This window comes from Rossellomorea sp. DUT-2 (assembly GCF_052665285.1).
On sequence record NZ_JBQPEO010000004.1, the window covers coordinates 444,897 to 462,592 of the forward strand.

Annotated in this window: 17 protein-coding genes; 12 read left to right on the top strand and 5 right to left on the bottom strand. The window is 42.2% G+C overall.

Features of this window, described 5'->3' with window-relative positions:
• Positions 1-91 precede the first annotated feature (91 nt).
• Entirely contained in the window at positions 92-622 is a 531-nt protein-coding gene (locus ACOSV2_RS17500; protein ID WP_428976233.1) for a superoxide dismutase family protein, read from the top strand.
• Positions 623-733: 111 nt separating this feature from the next.
• Here ACOSV2_RS17500 and ACOSV2_RS17505 read toward each other — a convergent pair whose 3' ends face one another.
• Entirely contained in the window at positions 734-1,897 is a 1,164-nt protein-coding gene (locus tag ACOSV2_RS17505) for a MalY/PatB family protein (RefSeq protein ID WP_428976234.1), read from the bottom strand.
• 184 nt (positions 1,898-2,081) lie between these two features.
• Positions 2,082-2,990, bottom strand: coding sequence for an alpha/beta fold hydrolase (locus tag ACOSV2_RS17510; RefSeq protein WP_428976235.1), 909 nt, complete (start codon positions 2,988-2,990; stop codon positions 2,082-2,084).
• Positions 2,991-3,178: 188 nt separating this feature from the next.
• On the opposite strand from ACOSV2_RS17510, the gene ACOSV2_RS17515 reads away from it, so the two are divergent.
• Both ACOSV2_RS17515 and ACOSV2_RS17520 read left to right on the top strand, forming a co-directional pair.
• Positions 3,179-3,679 (top strand): Lrp/AsnC family transcriptional regulator, encoded by a 501-nt coding sequence (locus ACOSV2_RS17515; protein WP_397554233.1) that lies wholly within the window; start codon positions 3,179-3,181, stop codon positions 3,677-3,679.
• Positions 3,676-4,845, top strand: coding sequence for an aminotransferase (locus ACOSV2_RS17520; RefSeq protein WP_428976236.1), 1,170 nt, complete (start codon positions 3,676-3,678; stop codon positions 4,843-4,845). Before ACOSV2_RS17515 ends, ACOSV2_RS17520 begins: the two co-directional genes overlap by 4 nt.
• A gap of 180 nt (positions 4,846-5,025) precedes the next feature.
• Here ACOSV2_RS17520 and ACOSV2_RS17525 read toward each other — a convergent pair whose 3' ends face one another.
• Positions 5,026-5,397, bottom strand: a complete 372-nt coding sequence (locus ACOSV2_RS17525) for a helix-turn-helix domain-containing protein (RefSeq protein ID WP_428976237.1) — start codon at positions 5,395-5,397, stop codon at positions 5,026-5,028.
• A 130-nt stretch (positions 5,398-5,527) separates the two neighbouring features.
• A complete protein-coding gene (locus ACOSV2_RS17530; protein ID WP_428976238.1) occupies positions 5,528-6,856 on the bottom strand; it encodes a sodium-dependent transporter in 1,329 nt (442 codons plus the stop codon).
• Between the two features lie 344 nt (positions 6,857-7,200).
• On the opposite strand from ACOSV2_RS17530, the gene ACOSV2_RS17535 reads away from it, so the two are divergent.
• The 7 genes from ACOSV2_RS17535 (at position 7,201) to ACOSV2_RS17565 (ending at position 12,814) form a co-directional block, all read left to right on the top strand.
• Positions 7,201-7,488: a spore morphogenesis/germination protein YwcE gene (locus ACOSV2_RS17535; protein ID WP_428976239.1), complete on the top strand. Its 288-nt coding sequence runs from the start codon at positions 7,201-7,203 to the stop codon at positions 7,486-7,488.
• 141 nt (positions 7,489-7,629) lie between these two features.
• A complete protein-coding gene (locus ACOSV2_RS17540) occupies positions 7,630-8,187 on the top strand; it encodes an RNA polymerase sigma factor (protein WP_428976240.1) in 558 nt (185 codons plus the stop codon).
• Positions 8,180-9,433 (top strand): hypothetical protein, encoded by a 1,254-nt coding sequence (locus ACOSV2_RS17545; protein WP_428976241.1) that lies wholly within the window; start codon positions 8,180-8,182, stop codon positions 9,431-9,433. The genes ACOSV2_RS17540 and ACOSV2_RS17545 overlap by 8 nt, the downstream gene beginning before the upstream one ends.
• A gap of 208 nt (positions 9,434-9,641) precedes the next feature.
• A complete protein-coding gene (gene yugI / locus ACOSV2_RS17550; protein WP_113968910.1) occupies positions 9,642-10,058 on the top strand; it encodes a S1 domain-containing post-transcriptional regulator GSP13 in 417 nt (138 codons plus the stop codon).
• A gap of 118 nt (positions 10,059-10,176) precedes the next feature.
• Positions 10,177-10,740 (top strand): MEDS domain-containing protein, encoded by a 564-nt coding sequence (locus ACOSV2_RS17555; protein WP_428976242.1) that lies wholly within the window; start codon positions 10,177-10,179, stop codon positions 10,738-10,740.
• A gap of 219 nt (positions 10,741-10,959) precedes the next feature.
• On the top strand, positions 10,960-12,480 hold the full coding sequence (adh, locus tag ACOSV2_RS17560) for an aldehyde dehydrogenase (RefSeq protein WP_428976243.1): 1,521 nt from the start codon (positions 10,960-10,962) through the stop codon (positions 12,478-12,480).
• Position 12,481: 1 nt separating this feature from the next.
• Positions 12,482-12,814: a DUF779 domain-containing protein gene (locus ACOSV2_RS17565; RefSeq protein WP_428976244.1), complete on the top strand. Its 333-nt coding sequence runs from the start codon at positions 12,482-12,484 to the stop codon at positions 12,812-12,814.
• 180 nt (positions 12,815-12,994) lie between these two features.
• On the opposite strand, the gene ACOSV2_RS17570 is transcribed toward ACOSV2_RS17565, so the two are convergent.
• On the bottom strand, positions 12,995-14,377 hold the full coding sequence (locus ACOSV2_RS17570; RefSeq protein WP_428976245.1) for a sigma-54 interaction domain-containing protein: 1,383 nt from the start codon (positions 14,375-14,377) through the stop codon (positions 12,995-12,997).
• A 553-nt stretch (positions 14,378-14,930) separates the two neighbouring features.
• Between ACOSV2_RS17570 and ACOSV2_RS17575 the strand changes: the two genes are divergently transcribed.
• On the top strand, positions 14,931-16,124 hold the full coding sequence (locus tag ACOSV2_RS17575) for an ornithine--oxo-acid transaminase (protein WP_397554243.1): 1,194 nt from the start codon (positions 14,931-14,933) through the stop codon (positions 16,122-16,124).
• Positions 16,125-16,275: 151 nt separating this feature from the next.
• Complete coding sequence (locus ACOSV2_RS17580; RefSeq protein WP_113968897.1) at positions 16,276-17,520, top strand: Glu/Leu/Phe/Val family dehydrogenase; 1,245 nt, start codon at positions 16,276-16,278, stop codon at positions 17,518-17,520.
• Positions 17,521-17,696: the final 176 nt, after the last annotated feature.

Sequence of the window (17,696 nt, forward strand, 5' to 3'; positions counted from 1 at the left end):
TTCGCAGTGGTTTTTCGTGAAAATAGGGAATACTTTTCTACCTCAACGTCAACAATGGTGAAAGAGTATGCAGATTTGGAGGAAGTGCGAAATGAAAAAAATATCACTATTATATATGATCATGATGAGTGTAGTACTTGGGGCATGTGCCATTGAAAACCCCAAAAAGGTTGAAGTGGATATAAAAAATGAGAATGGGGATTCACTTGGAAAAGCCATCCTGCAAGAGAAATCAGATGGAGTGGAAGTCGGATTGGACCTAGAAGGTTTGCCGCCTGGTGAACATGGGATTCACATCCACGAAAAAGGAGTATGTGAACGACCCGATTTTGTATCTGCAGGGAATCACTTCAATCCTGATGATAAAAAACATGGACTTCTTCATCCTGAGGGATCACATGGAGGAGATCTTCCTAACATCATTGTTGAGGATGATGGCATAGCAAAAGTCAAGCTGATGGCAGGTGGTGTTACCTTGACGAAAGGGAAGACGTCCCTTTTCACTAAAGAGGGGACTTCTTTGATCATTGATGAAAACAAAGACGATGGAATGACCCAGCCTTCAGGCGATTCCGGTAAACGTATTGCCTGCGGGGAAATTGTGAGTGATAAGAAGAAGTAGAATAAGGCGTGGGCTTGCAACAAAGTTTGTACCTGGTACAAATGACTTGAAATGTACCAGGTACAAAAAAGTTGAAAATAAAAGTGCAGAAGTTGAAAATAAACCCCTCGATTAGCCCAATGCTTTTCGCAATCTTTCCAACCCATCCATCAACGTCTCTCGTGGACAAGCAATATTCATACGTACAAAGCCTTCCCCGCCTGATCCGTATTTCGTTCCGGGTTCCAATGCGAGTTTTCCTTTGTCCAGTAGGCATTCCTTCAACTCTTCATCAGAGAGTTCCATCTTTGTACAATCTATCCAGAGCAAATAGGTTCCTTCAGGGTCCACTAATTGCACATCAGGCAGGTGCTGTTCAATGAATTCCTTAGTGACTCTCACGTTTTCCTGCAGGTACGCAAGTATTTCTTCCAGCCATGCCTCGCCAAAGCGATAGGCTGCTTCCATTCCGACAATCCCGAACGTGTTAAGAGTGAAGAAGCCCTGTTTTTTATGAATGGCGGCGATTTTTTTCCGGAGATCCGGATTGGGAGTGATCATGGCTGAAGCCTGCAATCCTGCAAGGTTGAAGGTTTTGCTTGGTGCGATGCACGTGATCGTGATATCTCTGAATGAGTCATTAAGAGATGCCAGTGGAATATGGGTATGAGTTTCATAAACCAGATCTGAATGAATTTCATCGGACACGATCACGACATTGTACAGAAGGCATAATTCAGCTATTTTCATTAGCTCATTTTTCCTCCATACACGACCGCTCGGATTATGTGGATTACATAATAAGAAGAGCTTCACACCAGATTTTAAAGATTCCTCAAACGCACTAAAATCGATAGAATAGCTTCCGTCATCATAATCCAGTTGAGCATTGACAATTTCCCGGTCATTGTCCTCCACCAGGCTGAAAAAGGGTGTATAGACAGGGGATTGTACGAGCACTTTATCTCCCGGAACAGTAAGTGCCTGAATAACGGTCGAAATCGCCGGTACAACTCCTGGACTGTATTGGAGCCACGTTTTCTCAATTTCCCACCCGTGACGTTTTTGGAGCCATTCCTTAATGCTTGCTGCCGTTTCATCCCCAACAAAGGTGTAACCAAAGATCCCGTGTTTCAGTCGATCCTGCAGGGCATCCAACACATTTTGTGGTGGAAGGAAATCCATATCTGCCACCCACATGGGCAGAACATCGTCCCTCCCAAACACCGTCTTCGTCAGGTCCCACTTAACGGAGGATGACCCTTTTCGGTTGATGATTTCTTCAAATTTACTCACGAATTTGTCCCCTTTCTAAATATGTAATGGTTAATGTAATCATATGGTGTAATCGAAAAAGATGAAAATTATTTGTTTATCGTTTTTTCTTTTTTAAAAGTAATATAGGTAATACAAGCTGATTTAATTCAAAAATAGCGGATCGTGTTCGATTTAAATATCAACATAAAAAAGGGACTTCTCCCTACGTTTCAGATATGAGCGTTTGGGAAAGTCCTTTTTTGTATAGCGGCTGTGTCTGAGAGTCCTCTGTAATTCCTTCTGGAGGGGCGGATACAAATTGCTGAATGTGTTCCAATACTTCTTCAGGCTTCTCTTCAGGAACGAGATGGCCGGTTTCTTCTAAAATCACGAGCCTTGAGTTCGGGATATCCTGTTTCAGCTTATGCCCCGTGGATAAGGGGACCACTCTGTCATGTTCTCCCCAGACAAGGAGGCAAGGTGTTTGAATGTTGCGCAAATCGCTTACCGTTAAATCCCCTTCACGATCTCGAATCATCCTCGTCAATGCCTTGAAAATATCATCCTCAAGAAATGGCTTCAAATACCCGAACATCATTTCATCATCAATCATGTTAGAATCATGTACGACATTTTCAAGATTATTCCGTATCCCTGATCGTGTAAGCCACAGTTTTACATACAGATGGAAAAAAGGAATATGACTTAGCATCGTGACAGGCCACTTCATTTTCTTGAGATAGCCGGAACTGCACAGGAGTACACCCTTTTCGACTAGGGATGGTGCTTTTTTCATCACGTTCAGAGCGATCTGCCCACCCATTGAATGGCCCGTTAAGTGGACATTGCTAACATTCAGGTGGTCTAATAAGGCGATAACCGTGTTGGCCAGATTGTCGTAAGAATAGATGAATCGATTGTTTTTCTCGCTGTTCCCAAAGGGTGGGAGATCGATGGAAATGACATTATAATTTTCTTTCAATAGAGGCGTTAGACGTCTAAAGCTAAAGGTTGATGATAGAAATCCATGAAGAAGGACGAAGGTTTCAGTGGCTGCAGGATGCTGGTGATGTTCAAAGTAAACATTGGCACCATTCACCTGAACCACCTTTGCAAAATCTTGTTCTTGCATACTTCGTCACTCCTCTCTACTTGGTTTACAGATATTTTACCCCTATTTCAGCTTTTAACACCCCTAGTCGAAAGTTGTTCCATATCCAATTGTAATTATGGAGGTAATGGGGAAAATAGACTTAAAGTGATGATCCCAGCGACTTCTGATATAATAAAATCATTTAGTGGTGATGAGGAGGAAGCAGAATGCAACTAAGAGAAATGGAGCTTGATTTGGTAAGGATTTTGCAAAAGGATGCCAGGATTTCCACAGAGAATATAGCGAAAATGCTTCAAGTAACAACAGAGGAAATAGAGAATGCGATCGAAAAGCTTGAAAAAGACAATGTTCTTGTCAGATACAGTTCCGTTGTGGATTGGTCCAAAGTAGAAGGTCATGAAGGGGTAACGGCGATGATCGATGTGAAAGTCGCTCCGAAAAGGGGAGTGGGATTCGATGAAGTGGCCCATCGTATTTATCGTTACAAAGAAGTGAAAAGCGTTTATTTAATGTCCGGAGCATACGACCTTTCTGTAACGGTGGAGGGCCGGACCATGCATGAAGTAGCTACGTTCGTTTCTGAAAAGCTGTCGACTCTGGATTCCGTTTTATCTACAACCACTCATTTTCAATTGAAGAAATACAAACATGATGGCACCATTTTTGGTGATCATGGTGAAGATAAACGAATTGTGGTGTCTCCATGAAAACAAAGACATCTTACATATCTCAGTCTGTGAAAAACTTAAAGCCTTCAGGGATCCGGAAATTCTTTGATTTGGCAGCAAATATGGAAGGGGTCATATCGCTCGGGGTCGGGGAACCGGATTTCATTACCTCCTGGACGGTGCGGGAAGCCGCTATTCTTTCCTTGGAGCAAGGCTACACCTCTTATACAGCGAACGCAGGCCTATTGGAACTGAGGGAGAAGATTGCCGCTTATATGAAAGAGGGCTACTCCGTAGACTACGATCCCAAAGATGAGATCATTGTGACAGTCGGAGCCTCTCAAGCCCTTGATATCAGTATGCGTGCAATCATTGACCAGGGAGATGAGGTCATTGTGGTGGAACCTGGCTTCGTTTCCTATGTACCCCTTGTTCAATTGGCAGGTGGAGTAGCGGTAACGGTCGGAACCAAGCCGGAAAATGACTTCAAAGTCACAGCCGAAGAATTAGAAGCAGCCATCACTCCCCGTACAAAAGCCGTCTTACTTTGTTCGCCCAATAATCCAACGGGGACGGTCCTTGAAAGAGAGAATCTTGAAGAATTAGCAGAGGTGATTCGGAAGCATGATCTAGTTGTCCTATCAGATGAGATATACTCTGAGCTTGCTTATGATCATCGCCATGTGTCCATTGCTTCTTTAAAGGACATGAGAAAAAGAACCATTGTAATCAATGGTTTCTCAAAAGGATTTGCCATGACGGGCTGGAGACTGGGGTTTATTTGTGCTCCTGAAGAGATCGCTTCGTCCTTACTTAAAATTCATCAATACGCCATGATGTGTGCGTCCACCCCTGCTCAGCATGCTGCCGTGGAGGCACTCGATAAAGGGATGGATGATGTGATGGAAATGAAGCGAAGCTATCGTCATCGACGACACTATTTTGTTGACTCTTTAAATGAGTTCGGATTAACCTGCCACACCCCGGGAGGAGCATTCTATGCCTTTCCTTCCATTAAGAAAACGGGAATGTCTTCAGAAGAATTCGCAGAAAAGCTTCTTATGGAAGAAAAAGTTGCGGTCGTTCCCGGTAATGTGTTCGGTAAAGGGGGAGAAGGATATATTCGTTGTTCTTATGCCTCCAGTATGGAGCAGCTGCAGGAAGCCGTGAAACGGATGAAGCGTTTTGTTGAGAATCACAGTTAGGGAATGAGGGTGCCAGGCACAAAAGAACACATTTGTGCCTGGCACCTTTTTTATTTGGGCAAAAAAAATAGGACGATAAAATATCGTCCAACAAATGAAAACAAAAGGGGGAATACTTAGAAAGCTTATTTTCAGTATGACCCCTTTTTTCACTATCTATACATCATTTTATAAACATTTTCAGGTTTCGCTCTTTTCATACTTCAGTTCATACAACATTTGCATCACACGCAGGAAATCTTCTTCAGAGAATTCCTTCGCCTTTCGGAGGATCAGCTTTGTTCGTTTTGGCCCCAATTCTTTGATCAGCTGTTCCATTTCAGCGTCAACACCTGTAGAAGGATGATCTTTCACTTCCCGTTCCATCAGTTCAGAAGCGGGTATATCAAGTACAGTTGACAGCTTAAGAATCGTTTGTGTATCAGGAATCTGTACATCGGATTCATACTTTTCAATCGTCTTTGTGCCTAATCTGGCCCTTAATGCAAGCTCCTGTTGAGATAGTTTGCGCTCTTCGCGTACCCGTTTTAAATTCTCACCAAAGTGTGACATGCTAAAGTCCCTCCCCATAGAATACCTTCCTTATATCTACAGTTTATCATCATTTGGAAAAAAATAGCCCGCATTCTCGTGAACAAAATGTTAAAAATAAAAAGCCCGCCTCCAGGGACGGACCTCTCATTTAGGTTAAAAATACAAGTAGAATGGCTACTGGTACGATATAGCGGAGAAGGAAGATCCAGCTGTTGAATAATGCCGGTGATATGGAAGATCCTGATTTGAGTTCGTTCCATACGTCTTCCCGTTTCAGTCGATAAGATACAAATATGCTTATTAATAATGCACCGATCGGCAATCCGAAGTTACTCGTTATATAATCTGCAAAGTCAAAGAAGTTCTTTCCTTGGATGAGGAAATCACCGAATACTCCAAATGAAAGGGCGCTTGGAATCCCTGCAAAGAAAACAAGTATTCCTATTAACCATGTAAATGGCTTGCGTTTCGATTGATTCCCTTTTGACAGAGCTGCGACTCCAATTTCAAGAATGGAGAAAGCAGAAGTCAGGGTTGCAAACAATAGTAAAATCAGGAACACTGTTAAGAAAATGCCACCGAATGCAATTTCATTAAACACGGCTGGCAGTACGACAAAGGCAATTCCCGGTCCTTCATCCGGTTGGAAACCAAGGGCGTACACAGCAGGGAAAATGACCAATCCTGCCAATAATGAGATAAAGATATTTAACCCGGATACACTGATAGCGGATCTTGGCATGCTGTCCTCTTTTGAAAGATAAGATGCATACGTCACCATGACAGAAAGTCCGACCGTAAGTGCAAAGAACGCTTGTCCTAACGCAAGTAATACCGTTTCCCCATTCAAATAGCTCCAGTCAGGCAATAACAGGAAGCGGACACCCTCCATAGCACCTTCCAAGGTAAGGGACCTGATCACTAAAATAATAAATAAAATAAATAATGCCGGCATCATATAACGACTTGCCCGTTCAATCCCTTTTTGGATCCCGCCTTGTACGACAAGGATTGTGATGACAATAAAAATGAACTGTGCAATCAGCACTTCTTTTGGATTGGCAATGATGCTTTCGAATAAGGCTCCGTACCCCTCTTGAGTTTTCCCGATTAAAGAGCCAGTCACACTCCGGGCCAAATAAGAAAGGATCCAGCCGCCCACAACACTGTAAAAGGATAATATGATAAAAGAAACAACCGTTCCTAAATAGCCGATCCAATGCCAATAAGAATGAGGCGCCAACTTTTTGTAGGAAGTAACGGCGTCGGCTCCCGTCCGTCTTCCGATGACAAACTCTGCGAGGAGAATGGGGGCACCGATCAAAACGGTGAAAAGGATAAAGAGTAAGAAGAAGACACCCCCTCCATTTGCACCTGCCATATAAGGGAATTTCCAAATGGCACCGAGCCCTATAGCAGAACCGGCAGCCGCCAGAATGAATCCAATTTTAGAAGTCCATTGTTCTTTTTTGGCCAAGATTAAAATCCTCCTTTCGAAAAAATAAGATTTTTCAATCGTACTATGTTTTACACCCTCTGTACACCGGATTTTTAAATTTTCAATATATAAGAAATATGGGGGTGAATGCCATCAAATAAGTGTTAGCGAACAATATGGGCACATGTATTTCCATTTATTATGTGTGAAAACGTTTGAAAACATTACAATTAACCTAATTTCTAGAAAAGTAGTCAAAAACATGTTGAATGGGCTGGAAATTTCTCTAAAATGTAGTATACTAATTGTAACAAAACGTTCACAAATTATTCTTTTTTTCGCCATAATTGAAAGCGTTTACTACCGGATTGGAGGGATTTAGTATGGATGTATTTCTTGTTTATCTTTTTATCGCCACCGCTACTCCGTTATTTCTTTGGGTAGAACATCGTAAATGGGCGGTTCTTCATATCCCATTTGTTATAGCCTTATGGGCAGCATTTATTTATTACGTAGCCGTTCCGGAACTTGGAGGATGGGGACATGTGACGCTGTGGAGCCTGTTTGTTGCAAACCTTGCATTCGCCCACATCGCAGCCTTTATGTTATATGCCTTGCCGTTCATCCAAAAGCAGAAAAAGAAAAAAGCAATCACCATCAAGAATCTATAGTCTGATCCGATGTTCATTGGATCAGGCTTTTTTTTGTGGTCTATTTTAAGTAAATGGATTCAATTGTAAATAAATGAAACAAAATCCACTTCATAATCGTTACATAAATGAGAGCTTCAAAGAGAAAGGGGGAAAACTCGAGTGGAAAATGGGCACTTGATCGAGCGTGCAAAAAAAGGAGATCTGCAGGCATATAGTCATTTAATCACCTATTATTCTCCCATCGTGGAACGGTTTGCCTATCAGATGGGGAATTCTTTTGCGGATATACCAGATATTACCCAGGAAGTGTTCATTCGTGTATATCGGTTTCTGGACGGGTTCTCTTATGCGAAGTTTACAACCTGGCTCTATAAAATCACTTTAAATGTGTCGAGGGACTTTAAACGAAGAGAAAATCAGCACAACAATCGAGTGAAAAAGATCGGGAATGAACCCTCAGAAAACGTCATTACTCCTCAAGAACGTATCCTGAGACAGGAAGAGGATCGTATGCTCCACGAATGTATTCAAAAGCTGGATGGTAAATATCAAATACCAATCATCCTTTACTATTTTCATGAAAAGAAGTATGAAGAAATGGCTGAAATACTGTCAATCAAACTATCTACTGTCAAAACAAGGTTATTAAGAGGAAAAAACCTTTTGAAAAAAGAACTGGAAGATGCTGAAAAGAGGGAGGGGAGATTGAATGGATGACAAGATGCTCGAAAAACGAATGGAATTATTGAATCAATCGTATATGAAAATTCCGGATCAGACCAATCCCTCAGACATCATACAAGCCATAAAAAAAGAAGGGAAATCCCAAAAGAAGCGACCCCTTATTCATTGGCCATACGTTGCAAGTTTCATTGGTGTACTTCTGATCGGTGCGGTTCTCATCCTGCAGCTTACGATGGATGAACCAGGAAGACAGAATGGGAATCAAGCTGATTTTGCCGGTAAGGCAGACCAACGACTTCAAAGGGAAATAGAAGATGCGAAAGCTCAATATGAGTTAAGGAAAACTCAAGCAATGGAGCGGCTCGGGTTTACGGAAGTCATATTTAATTCGACTGTGATTGCCCGGGATGCAAATCGGCATCTCACATATATCGAGTCCATTCCAAAGCGGGACTTCTCAAATGAAAGAAAAATGGAGTGGGTCCAGAGAGCGAGTGAGGAGTTGGATCAGATATTGGCCACTCCTGATGTGATGATGAAAAATCTGAAAGCTCCTTTATCGAAGGAAGAAGCAGAAGTATGGATGGATGATTTTATTAAAAAGGAACAAGATGTTCTCCCTCGATATGAGGACGTGCTGAATGATTATAAGGAATATTGGAAGCCTCATGTTGAGAATGGAAAGTTCAATATGAAGGAGTTCAATCATGTAAAAAATGACTATCCCCCAAAACTATGGTTGTTACGGGAAGGAATATTCAATAATGCTGTTAAGCTATCGTATAACAGTGAGACGGACCGGCTTGAAACTACATTGGATGTGGAGTACTTCAGGATGATCACGAATCGTGAAGCCTTACCGGAAGGCTATGAATTGTATTTGATCACCCGTTTTGATCCAGTCATTCAAGCAGGTGAATTGACAGGAACATGGCAAGAAGCAGCTGATCGCTTGATGGACTACGAAAAGATGTTAAAGGAATTACCGGATAACTCAAGATTCAGGGTAGAAGTGAAACATGAATACAATCTTCTCTATCAATACTTTACAGATGGAAATGTGTATCAGCCCATCTTCAATGAAAGTGATGAGTTGAAATCACATGTAGAAGAAACCTACCGATATATACTGAAAGAGTATCCAGATTACACAACATCCTTTCACCTGAAAGAAGTATATGAGGAGTTAAGAAGTGTGAATTTCGTTAAGCCAGATCGTTGGGTTCAGACGACACCGGTCATTTTGTCTTCTGAGGCAGAAGAAATCTATAAAGACTAATAAAGAGTGCTAAATTTACACTGTTTTAATAATATTAATTATTGGGAAGCATAACTAGTGAGAATGCAATTATAGATGGAAATCGAAGAAAAATGGGGTTTGTTTTATTGGTCAGACAGAATTAAATTTTGCCGAATCCCGGATTCTATGATATAATCTACAATTGCGTGTAAAGACGAAAAATAATATATATACTAGGAGTGTTACCATGACTACAAAATTCGAAACAGGAACTGTTGTAACAGGTAAAGTTACAGGCATTCAACCATACGGAGCGTTCGTTGCACTTGACGAAGAAACACAAGGATTAGTTCATATCTCTGAAATCACTCACGGCTTTGTTAAAGACGTTAGCGAGCACCTTTCAGTAGGCGACGAAGTAAAGGTCAAAGTATTATCAGTGGACGAAAAAGCTGGTAAAATCAGCCTTTCTATCCGTGCTACAGAAGAAGCTCCTGCAGCACCACAAGCAAAACCTGCAGCAGCGAAAAAACCTCGCCGTCAAGGTCAAGGAAGTGTAAAGCAAGCAAACGAAGAAACAACACCAGCTGGCTTCAACACTCTTAAAGACAAGCTTGAAGAGTGGATCGAACAATCAGAACGTCAAGATCTAATCAAGAAATAATACAATTTATAAGAAGACTGCCTTTCTTGGAGGGCGGTCTTTTTTTAATCCTGTTTTTGAAAAAGAGGAGTTCTGATTTATCTTAGAGAATCTATACTATAATGAAAGGCGGGATGAATTGAAAGAGAAAATAGGGAGTCTATTAAATGAAAATCAATGCACTCATATCCTCTATTCATATCATGATCGAAACCGATATCTAGAAAATGCCGTTGCGTATGTTCTCGAGGGGATCGAAAAGGGGGATTCCGTTGTTCTGATTGAGAACGAGAGGAACCTGAATGTATTGCTTAAACGGTTAAACAATCATTTAACCAGCGACCAATTAAAGAAAATTCACGTTATCAGTAACTTTGATTTCTATCAATCGAGTGGAAGTTACCACCCGCCAGCCATTTATGAACAATTAACGAAATCCATTACTCCATTTTTAGAGAACGATATACCTTTTCGCTCGTGGACAAATGTGGAATGGGGCACATTGGAAGACCCGGCTTCCATCATCGAGTGGTTCGAAGAAGAAACGGATCGTGCTATTCATGAGTATGACCTGACCATCGTCTGTGCGTACGAATCGGAGAAAATGCCTGACCATCTGGAGGATGCACTAAAGAAAAGTCATGGGCACATTATGACGGATGAAGATATCGTGATCTCGAAAGTATACAGTAATACTGATTAGTCCAAGAACAGGCGATGATCCTCATAAAGAGGGTTGTCGTCTTTTTGTGGTTCTTTTCATAAAGTTTGTTGCTATTTGCTCTGTCAAAAAAATTATCGTAAATTAACGAAAAATAAAGAATTTTTAAACAACATACTTGTCCGTACCTCATAAATGGCATATAATGATAATGAAAGCGCTTTACATATAGAAAAATACATAAATACAGGAGGATCTTAGATGCTTTATAATAATCCGAATACTGAAGGTTCATTGGTACAATTCAAAGACAAGTATGAGAACTTTATTGGTGGCGAATATGTGCCGCCGGCAAGTGGAGAATATTTTGAAAATGTATCACCTGTTACGGGGAAAGTTTTCACGAAAATTGCCCGGTCGAATAAAGAAGATGTGGAAAAGGCATTAGATGCAGCGCATGCATCAAAAGACGCATGGGGTAAAACCTCTGTTACGGAAAGATCCATTATCTTAAATAAAATCGCCGATCGTATGGAAGAAAACTTAGAAATGCTTGCTGTAGCCGAAACATGGGATAATGGTAAGCCGGTTCGTGAAACACTGGCGGCTGATTTACCACTTGCCATTGATCACTTCCGTTATTTCGCCGGATGTATCAGAGGTCAGGAAGGATCTCTTGGTGAAATCGATAATGATACGGTCTCTTATCATTTCCATGAGCCGATCGGGGTTGTAGCCCAGATCATCCCTTGGAACTTCCCGATTCTGATGGGTGTATGGAAGATTGCCCCTGCCCTTGCTGCGGGTAATTGTGTAGTCTTGAAGCCTGCTGAGCAAACACCTGCTTCCATCATGGTTCTGGTTGAACTGATTAAAGACCTGCTGCCTAAAGGTGTACTGAATGTTGTTCAAGGATTTGGAGTGGAAGCAGGGAAACCTCTTGCGCAAAGTAAGCGTGTTGGTAAGGTAGCCTTCACAGGTGAAACGACAACAGGTCGACTGATCATGCAATATGCTTCTCAAAACATTATCCCTGTCACTTTGGAGCTTGGTGGTAAATCACCAAATATATTCTTTGAAGATGTAATGGATCAGGATGATGATTTCCTTGATAAAGCAGTGGAAGGTTTCGTCATGTTTGCACTTAATCAAGGAGAAGTGTGTACATGTCCTTCAAGAGCGCTAATCCAGGAATCGATCTACGATAAGTTCATGGAGCGTGCGATCGAACGCGTGAAACAAATCAAGCAGGGGAACCCGTTAGATTCAGATACAATGCTGGGTGCCCAAGCTTCTCAAGAACAATTGGATAAGATTCTATCTTATATTGAAATTGGGAAAGAAGAGGGAGCGGAATTACTCATCGGTGGTGAGCAGAATACACTGGATGGAGATCAGGAAGCAGGTTTCTATGTGAAGCCGACCGTCTTCAAAGGCAACAACAAAATGCGTATTTTCCAAGAAGAAATCTTTGGCCCTGTTGTTTCCGTTACAACGTTCAAAACGAAAGAAGAAGCACTTGAAATTGCCAATGATACTCTTTATGGACTAGGAGCAGGTGTGTGGACGCGTGACATGAACACGGCTTACCGTTTCGGTAGAGAGGTTCAAGCAGGACGCGTATGGACTAACTGTTATCACCAATACCCGGCACATGCGGCATTTGGTGGATACAAAATGTCCGGTATCGGGCGCGAAAATCATAAAATGATGCTATCACACTATCAACAAACGAAGAATTTACTAGTTAGCTATAGTCCTAAAGCGTTAGGATTCTTCTAAAATGGAACAGCGACTAGAGGCGACAGAACAAGCCCTCCATCTGATTGAAACGTTAAAAGGCAAGCACGGTGCCCTCCTTTTTCATCAATCTGGAGGCTGTTGTGATGGCAGTTCTCCTATGTGTTTAAGTCAGGATGATTTGATCATCGGTGACTGTGATGTATTAGTAGGTACTGTAGCCGACTGTCCTTTTTATATGAACGAACAACAATATGAGTATTGGAAGCATTTCCGGATTATATTGGATGTAAAAGAAGGGAGGGGAGGAGTGTTCTCTTTGGAATCAACGGAAGGCGTACGCTTTATCACGGATTCCAAATTGATCAAACCATAAACGTGAAGGTTATGGTTCACCCTTCTACTCTCAATGATGATGTTTAGAGACAACCTTTATATAGGTTGTCTCTTTTTCAGTGTCAACAAATTCCGCAACCCCAATTCACCCCATCCCCAATTCACCCCATCCCCAAAACCAAAAAGCCACTCCCTAAAAAGAGAAAGTGGCCGACCAACATTAAAACGAATTCCGTTCGATCCCGTACTTCCGAATCCGATACTGCAGATTCTGCCGGCTCATTCCAAGGGACTTCGCCGTTTTGGTGATATTAAAGTCATGGTATTTCAAAGATTTTTGAATATAATAGGTTTCGGCTTCTTCAATGAAAATCTCCAGCGGCTTGATCTCTGTTCCGGATTGGTAGAGGAACAAAGATTCATCTTGGCTTTCTTCTCCGGCAGCGGAGTGGTGGATGCGTTGCCTGAAACCAAATGGAAGATGATTGAAACCGATCTCCTCTTCAAACCCAACAAGATTAAAAGCTCCCTCGATGACATGCTCAAGCTCCCTCACATTGCCTGGCCAGTCATATTGCTGGAAAATTTCCCGTACTTCATTCGAAATGCCCTTAATACTCATGGCAAAATGGTGGTTGAACTGGTCAATGAAATAGTTCACAATCTCCGGTAAATCTTCTTTTCTCGAACGGAGAGAAGGGATGAAGATTGAAACAATGCTCAGCCTGTAATAGAGGTCCTTCAATAACCGTCCTTCTGCGATGGCGTCGATGGGATCCTCGTTCACCGTCGCCATCACCCGAACATCGTATGGAAGGTCCGTCCCTCGTGAAAAGAAGTTTAATAGCTTCTCCTGGAGGGAAGGGGTTAATGAGTTGATTTCGTCGAGGAGAAGCGTTCCTCCATGTGCTTGTTGGAAGAGGGAGGGCCGGTGATCTTCCGGGTTGCTCGCTTCCTCCTCCTCGTGAAACAAGATTTTTTCAAGCATATCATCACGTAATGAAGAACAGTTCTGGGTAATGAAGGGACGATTGGCACGGGCACTGTCGTTATGGATGCTTTGAGCGAAAAGCTCTTTGCCGGTCCCGATTTCACCACAGATTAACACAGGGGAAGAAGTCCTTGTCGCCCGCTTTCCGGTTTCCACTGCGTCCTGCAGGCGGTGATGCCGACCGATAATGCTATCAAAGGTATATAAGCTGCTTGGGCGCTTATGTATATGATCCCTCATCACTTTTTCGAGCTTGGTGATGTCCCTGGCAATCTCAATCGCTCCAATCAACGCCTCATCATGAAAAATAGGGAATGTATCGTTCATCGTAGTGATTTCGATTCCATTTATATTAAAGTAAGTTTGCTTCACATTAAGGGTAGGTTCCTTTGTGCTTAGAACTTTAAGAAGGGTACTTTCCTCTTCAGAATGAAATTGGAAAACATCCAGCAAATTTTTATCCAGGACGTCTTCAATATCCATGCCTTCGATTTCACGCATTTTGCGATTGTAAATGATGGTTCTTCCGGTAGAATCGATTACATGAACGCCTGATTCGAGATGTTCAGCGACTTTTTCGTACATATATAAACGTTTTTCAGACTCCAGCATGCTGTCTCTCTCCTCTTCATTTTGGTTAGATCTTACTGCAAAACGTATCGTCTATAGTCTTCTTTTTTGCGCGAATTTTCAGCCGTTCGCTGTTTGATTTAGGACTTGGTTTCAAAGGAATCCGCGAAAAGAGTGGGATTATAAAAAATTTTAAAAAAACTCTTGAAAAATGCAACTATCTTTTGCATTATTATAAGTGTAAGGGTTTTCTAAATGCAAATATTTTTTGCGTGTTAGTTAAGGAACCTCGACACACGATGAATTAAAGGGGAAATACCCACATGATTCCTTACAAACAAACACGAACCATTCACAGATTTACTTCAATAGAGATGTACAGGAGGACTCGTCGGCTACCATCCATTTGGTGGGTTCAACATGTCAGGTACCGATTCCAAAGCGGGCGTACCGGATTATCTTCTGCTTCACCTTCAAGTAAAAACAACATCAGAAACAAATTAAGAGTATGAAAACGGGAGGGGGCCTTTTTCTGCGGGGGCTCCATCCTAGTATATAAACAATTATTTTTTTCATTACCTAAGGAGGAAACTATATGACAGTAAGTACTCATTCGATTATTGAACAAACGGAGAAATATGGTGCGAAAAATTATCATCCACTTCCAATCGTCATTTCAGAGGCGGAGGGTGTATGGGTGAAAGATCCGGAAGGCAATAAGTATATGGATATGCTTAGCGCTTATTCAGCGGTCAACCAGGGACATCGTCATCCAAAGATCATCCAGGCGTTAAAAGATCAAGCAGACCGTGTGACCCTGACGTCACGTGCGTTCCACAATGATCAATTAGCCCCTTGGTATGAGAAGATTTGTAAGATGACTGGTAAAGACATGGCTCTTCCAATGAATACGGGTGCCGAGGCAGTAGAAACGGCGATCAAGACAGCTCGCCGCTGGGCGTATGATGTGAAGGGTGTAGCAGAAAACAGTGCGGAAATCATCGCGTGTAACGGGAATTTCCACGGAAGAACGATGACAGCTGTTTCCCTTTCTTCCGAAGAAGAATACAAGCGTGGTTTCGGTCCGATGCTTCCAGGAATCAACTTGATTCCTTACGGTGATCTGGATGCTTTAAAAGAAGCCATCACTCCAAATACAGCAGCTTTCCTTATCGAACCGATCCAGGGGGAGGCAGGGATCGTCTTCCCTCCTAAAGGCTTCATGAAAGCAGCATATGAATTATGTAAAGAAAACAACGTTCTATTCATTGCAGACGAAATTCAGGCAGGTCTTGCCCGTTCCGGGAAAATGTTCGCGTGTGAGTGGGAAGATGTTGATCCTGACATGTACATTTTAGGAAAAGCACTTGGAGGCGGAGTGTTCCCTATTTCATGTGTTGTGGCCAATGAAGAAGTATTAGGCGTGTTCAACCCTGGCTCCCACGGTTCTACTTTCGGAGGGAATCCAATGGCATGTGCGGTTTCCGTTGCGTCCCTTGATGTACTGATCGATGAAAACCTGGCAGACCGTTCGCTTCAAATGGGAGAATACTTTATGAGTAAACTTCGTGAGATAGATAATCCTATGATTAAGGACGTTCGTGGTAGCGGATTATTTATCGGAGTGGAACTTAACGAACCAGCCCGTAAATACTGTGAACAACTGAAAGAAGAGGGGCTGCTTTGTAAAGAAACACATGATACAGTGATTCGTTTTGCTCCACCACTTGTTATCTCACAAGAAGACCTGGATTGGGCAATCGAAAGAATCAAAAAAGTACTGTCTTAATTCCCGGTTGGGTTAAAAGTTTTTTTCTTAAACCGACTGGAACAGGCGTGAAAATAAAAATTATTTCTTTCCCAAGTCAATGGTTTAAGATACGGTAATATGTTACAATTACAACGTTTCAGATCACATAATAAAGAGGCGAATGTTTACAATGGGAGAAAACCTTAATCTGTTTACTTCTACACAGCATGTCATCAATGATGCTTTATCCAAGCTAGGATATACGGAAGAAATGTATGAACTTCTGAAAGAGCCGATTCGTATGTTGACCGTTCGTATTCCGGTTCGAATGGACGATGGCAGTATCAGAGTATTTACGGGCTACCGTGCACAACATAATGACGCAGTCGGACCTACCAAGGGCGGAGTGCGATTCCACCCTGAAGTGGATGAAGAGGAAGTAAAGGCTTTATCCATGTGGATGAGCTTGAAATGCGGAATTGTTGATTTACCGTACGGTGGAGGAAAAGGCGGGATCATCTGTGATCCGAGAACGATGTCTTTCACTGAACTGGAAAAGCTAAGCCGCGGCTATGTTCGTGCCATCAGTCAAATTGTCGGCCCTACAAAGGATATCCCGGCACCTGATGTGTACACAAACTCACAAATCATGGCTTGGATGATGGATGAATACAGCCGTCTTCGTGAAAATGACTCACCAGGATTCATTACAGGAAAACCGATTGTCCTTGGTGGTTCACAAGGTCGTGAAAAGGCGACGGCTCAAGGTGTTACCATCTGTATTGACCAAGCTGCAAAGAAACGGGGCATCGACATCAAAGGTGCACGCGTCGTCATCCAAGGTTTTGGAAATGCCGGCAGTTTCTTAGCGAAGTTCATGCATGATGCCGGTGCAAAGGTCATTGCCATTTCCGATGCCCAAGGCGCCCTTCATGATCCGGCTGGTTTGGATATTGATTATCTGTTGGACCGTCGGGATAGCTTCGGTACAGTAACGACACTATTTGAAAACACGATTTCAAATAAGGAATTATTGGAACTGGAGTGTGACATCCTTGTCCCTGCAGCGATTTCAAACCAAATCACTGAAGAGAATGTCTATGATATTAAAGCATCCATTGTGGTAGAAGCTGCAAACGGTCCGACTACCTTTGAAGCAACACGAATTCTTTCTGAAAGAGGAATCCTGCTTGTTCCAGACGTACTAGCAAGTGCGGGTGGAGTAACGGTTTCATATTTCGAATGGGTTCAGAATAATCAAGGGTACTATTGGACGGAAGAAGAAGTAAACGAGAAGCTTCATGCTAAACTTGTCGAAGCTTTCAACAATGTATACGAAACATCTCAGAATCGTCGAGTGAATATGCGACTCGCCGCATACATGGTCGGCGCACGCAAAATGGCTGAAGCCTCTAGATTCAGAGGTTGGGTGTAACGATCGCATAATATAGAGAACGTATCCTCAATTTATTGGGGATACGTTCTTTTTTCGGTTTGTAAAGGAATTTTCTATTAAGTATCGAAATGATTAGAGAGCATCAATTGTGGGTAAAATCATTGAAATTGGCAATAAAGAGAAATCGTGATACGATAAAAATGTTCTTATGTTTA

What these genes read in the sequence shown, in the direction of transcription:
- ACOSV2_RS17500 (WP_428976233.1), top strand. Translation starts at nt 92, where the DNA reads ATGAAAAAAATATCACTATTATATATGATCATGATGAGTGTAGTACTT.
- ACOSV2_RS17575 (WP_397554243.1), top strand. Translation starts at nt 14,931, where the DNA reads ATGACAGTAAGTACTCATTCGATTATTGAACAAACGGAGAAATATGGT.
- ACOSV2_RS17535 (WP_428976239.1), top strand. Translation starts at nt 7,201, where the DNA reads ATGGATGTATTTCTTGTTTATCTTTTTATCGCCACCGCTACTCCGTTA.
- ACOSV2_RS17545 (WP_428976241.1), top strand. Translation starts at nt 8,180, where the DNA reads ATGGATGACAAGATGCTCGAAAAACGAATGGAATTATTGAATCAATCG.
- adh (WP_428976243.1), top strand. Translation starts at nt 10,960, where the DNA reads ATGCTTTATAATAATCCGAATACTGAAGGTTCATTGGTACAATTCAAA.
- ACOSV2_RS17515 (WP_397554233.1), top strand. Translation starts at nt 3,179, where the DNA reads ATGCAACTAAGAGAAATGGAGCTTGATTTGGTAAGGATTTTGCAAAAG.
- ACOSV2_RS17565 (WP_428976244.1), top strand. Translation starts at nt 12,482, where the DNA reads ATGGAACAGCGACTAGAGGCGACAGAACAAGCCCTCCATCTGATTGAA.
- yugI (WP_113968910.1), top strand. Translation starts at nt 9,642, where the DNA reads ATGACTACAAAATTCGAAACAGGAACTGTTGTAACAGGTAAAGTTACA.
- ACOSV2_RS17580 (WP_113968897.1), top strand. Translation starts at nt 16,276, where the DNA reads ATGGGAGAAAACCTTAATCTGTTTACTTCTACACAGCATGTCATCAAT.
- ACOSV2_RS17570 (WP_428976245.1), bottom strand. Translation starts at nt 14,377, where the DNA reads ATGCTGGAGTCTGAAAAACGTTTATATATGTACGAAAAAGTCGCTGAA.
- ACOSV2_RS17510 (WP_428976235.1), bottom strand. Translation starts at nt 2,990, where the DNA reads ATGCAAGAACAAGATTTTGCAAAGGTGGTTCAGGTGAATGGTGCCAAT.
- ACOSV2_RS17520 (WP_428976236.1), top strand. Translation starts at nt 3,676, where the DNA reads ATGAAAACAAAGACATCTTACATATCTCAGTCTGTGAAAAACTTAAAG.
- ACOSV2_RS17525 (WP_428976237.1), bottom strand. Translation starts at nt 5,397, where the DNA reads ATGTCACACTTTGGTGAGAATTTAAAACGGGTACGCGAAGAGCGCAAA.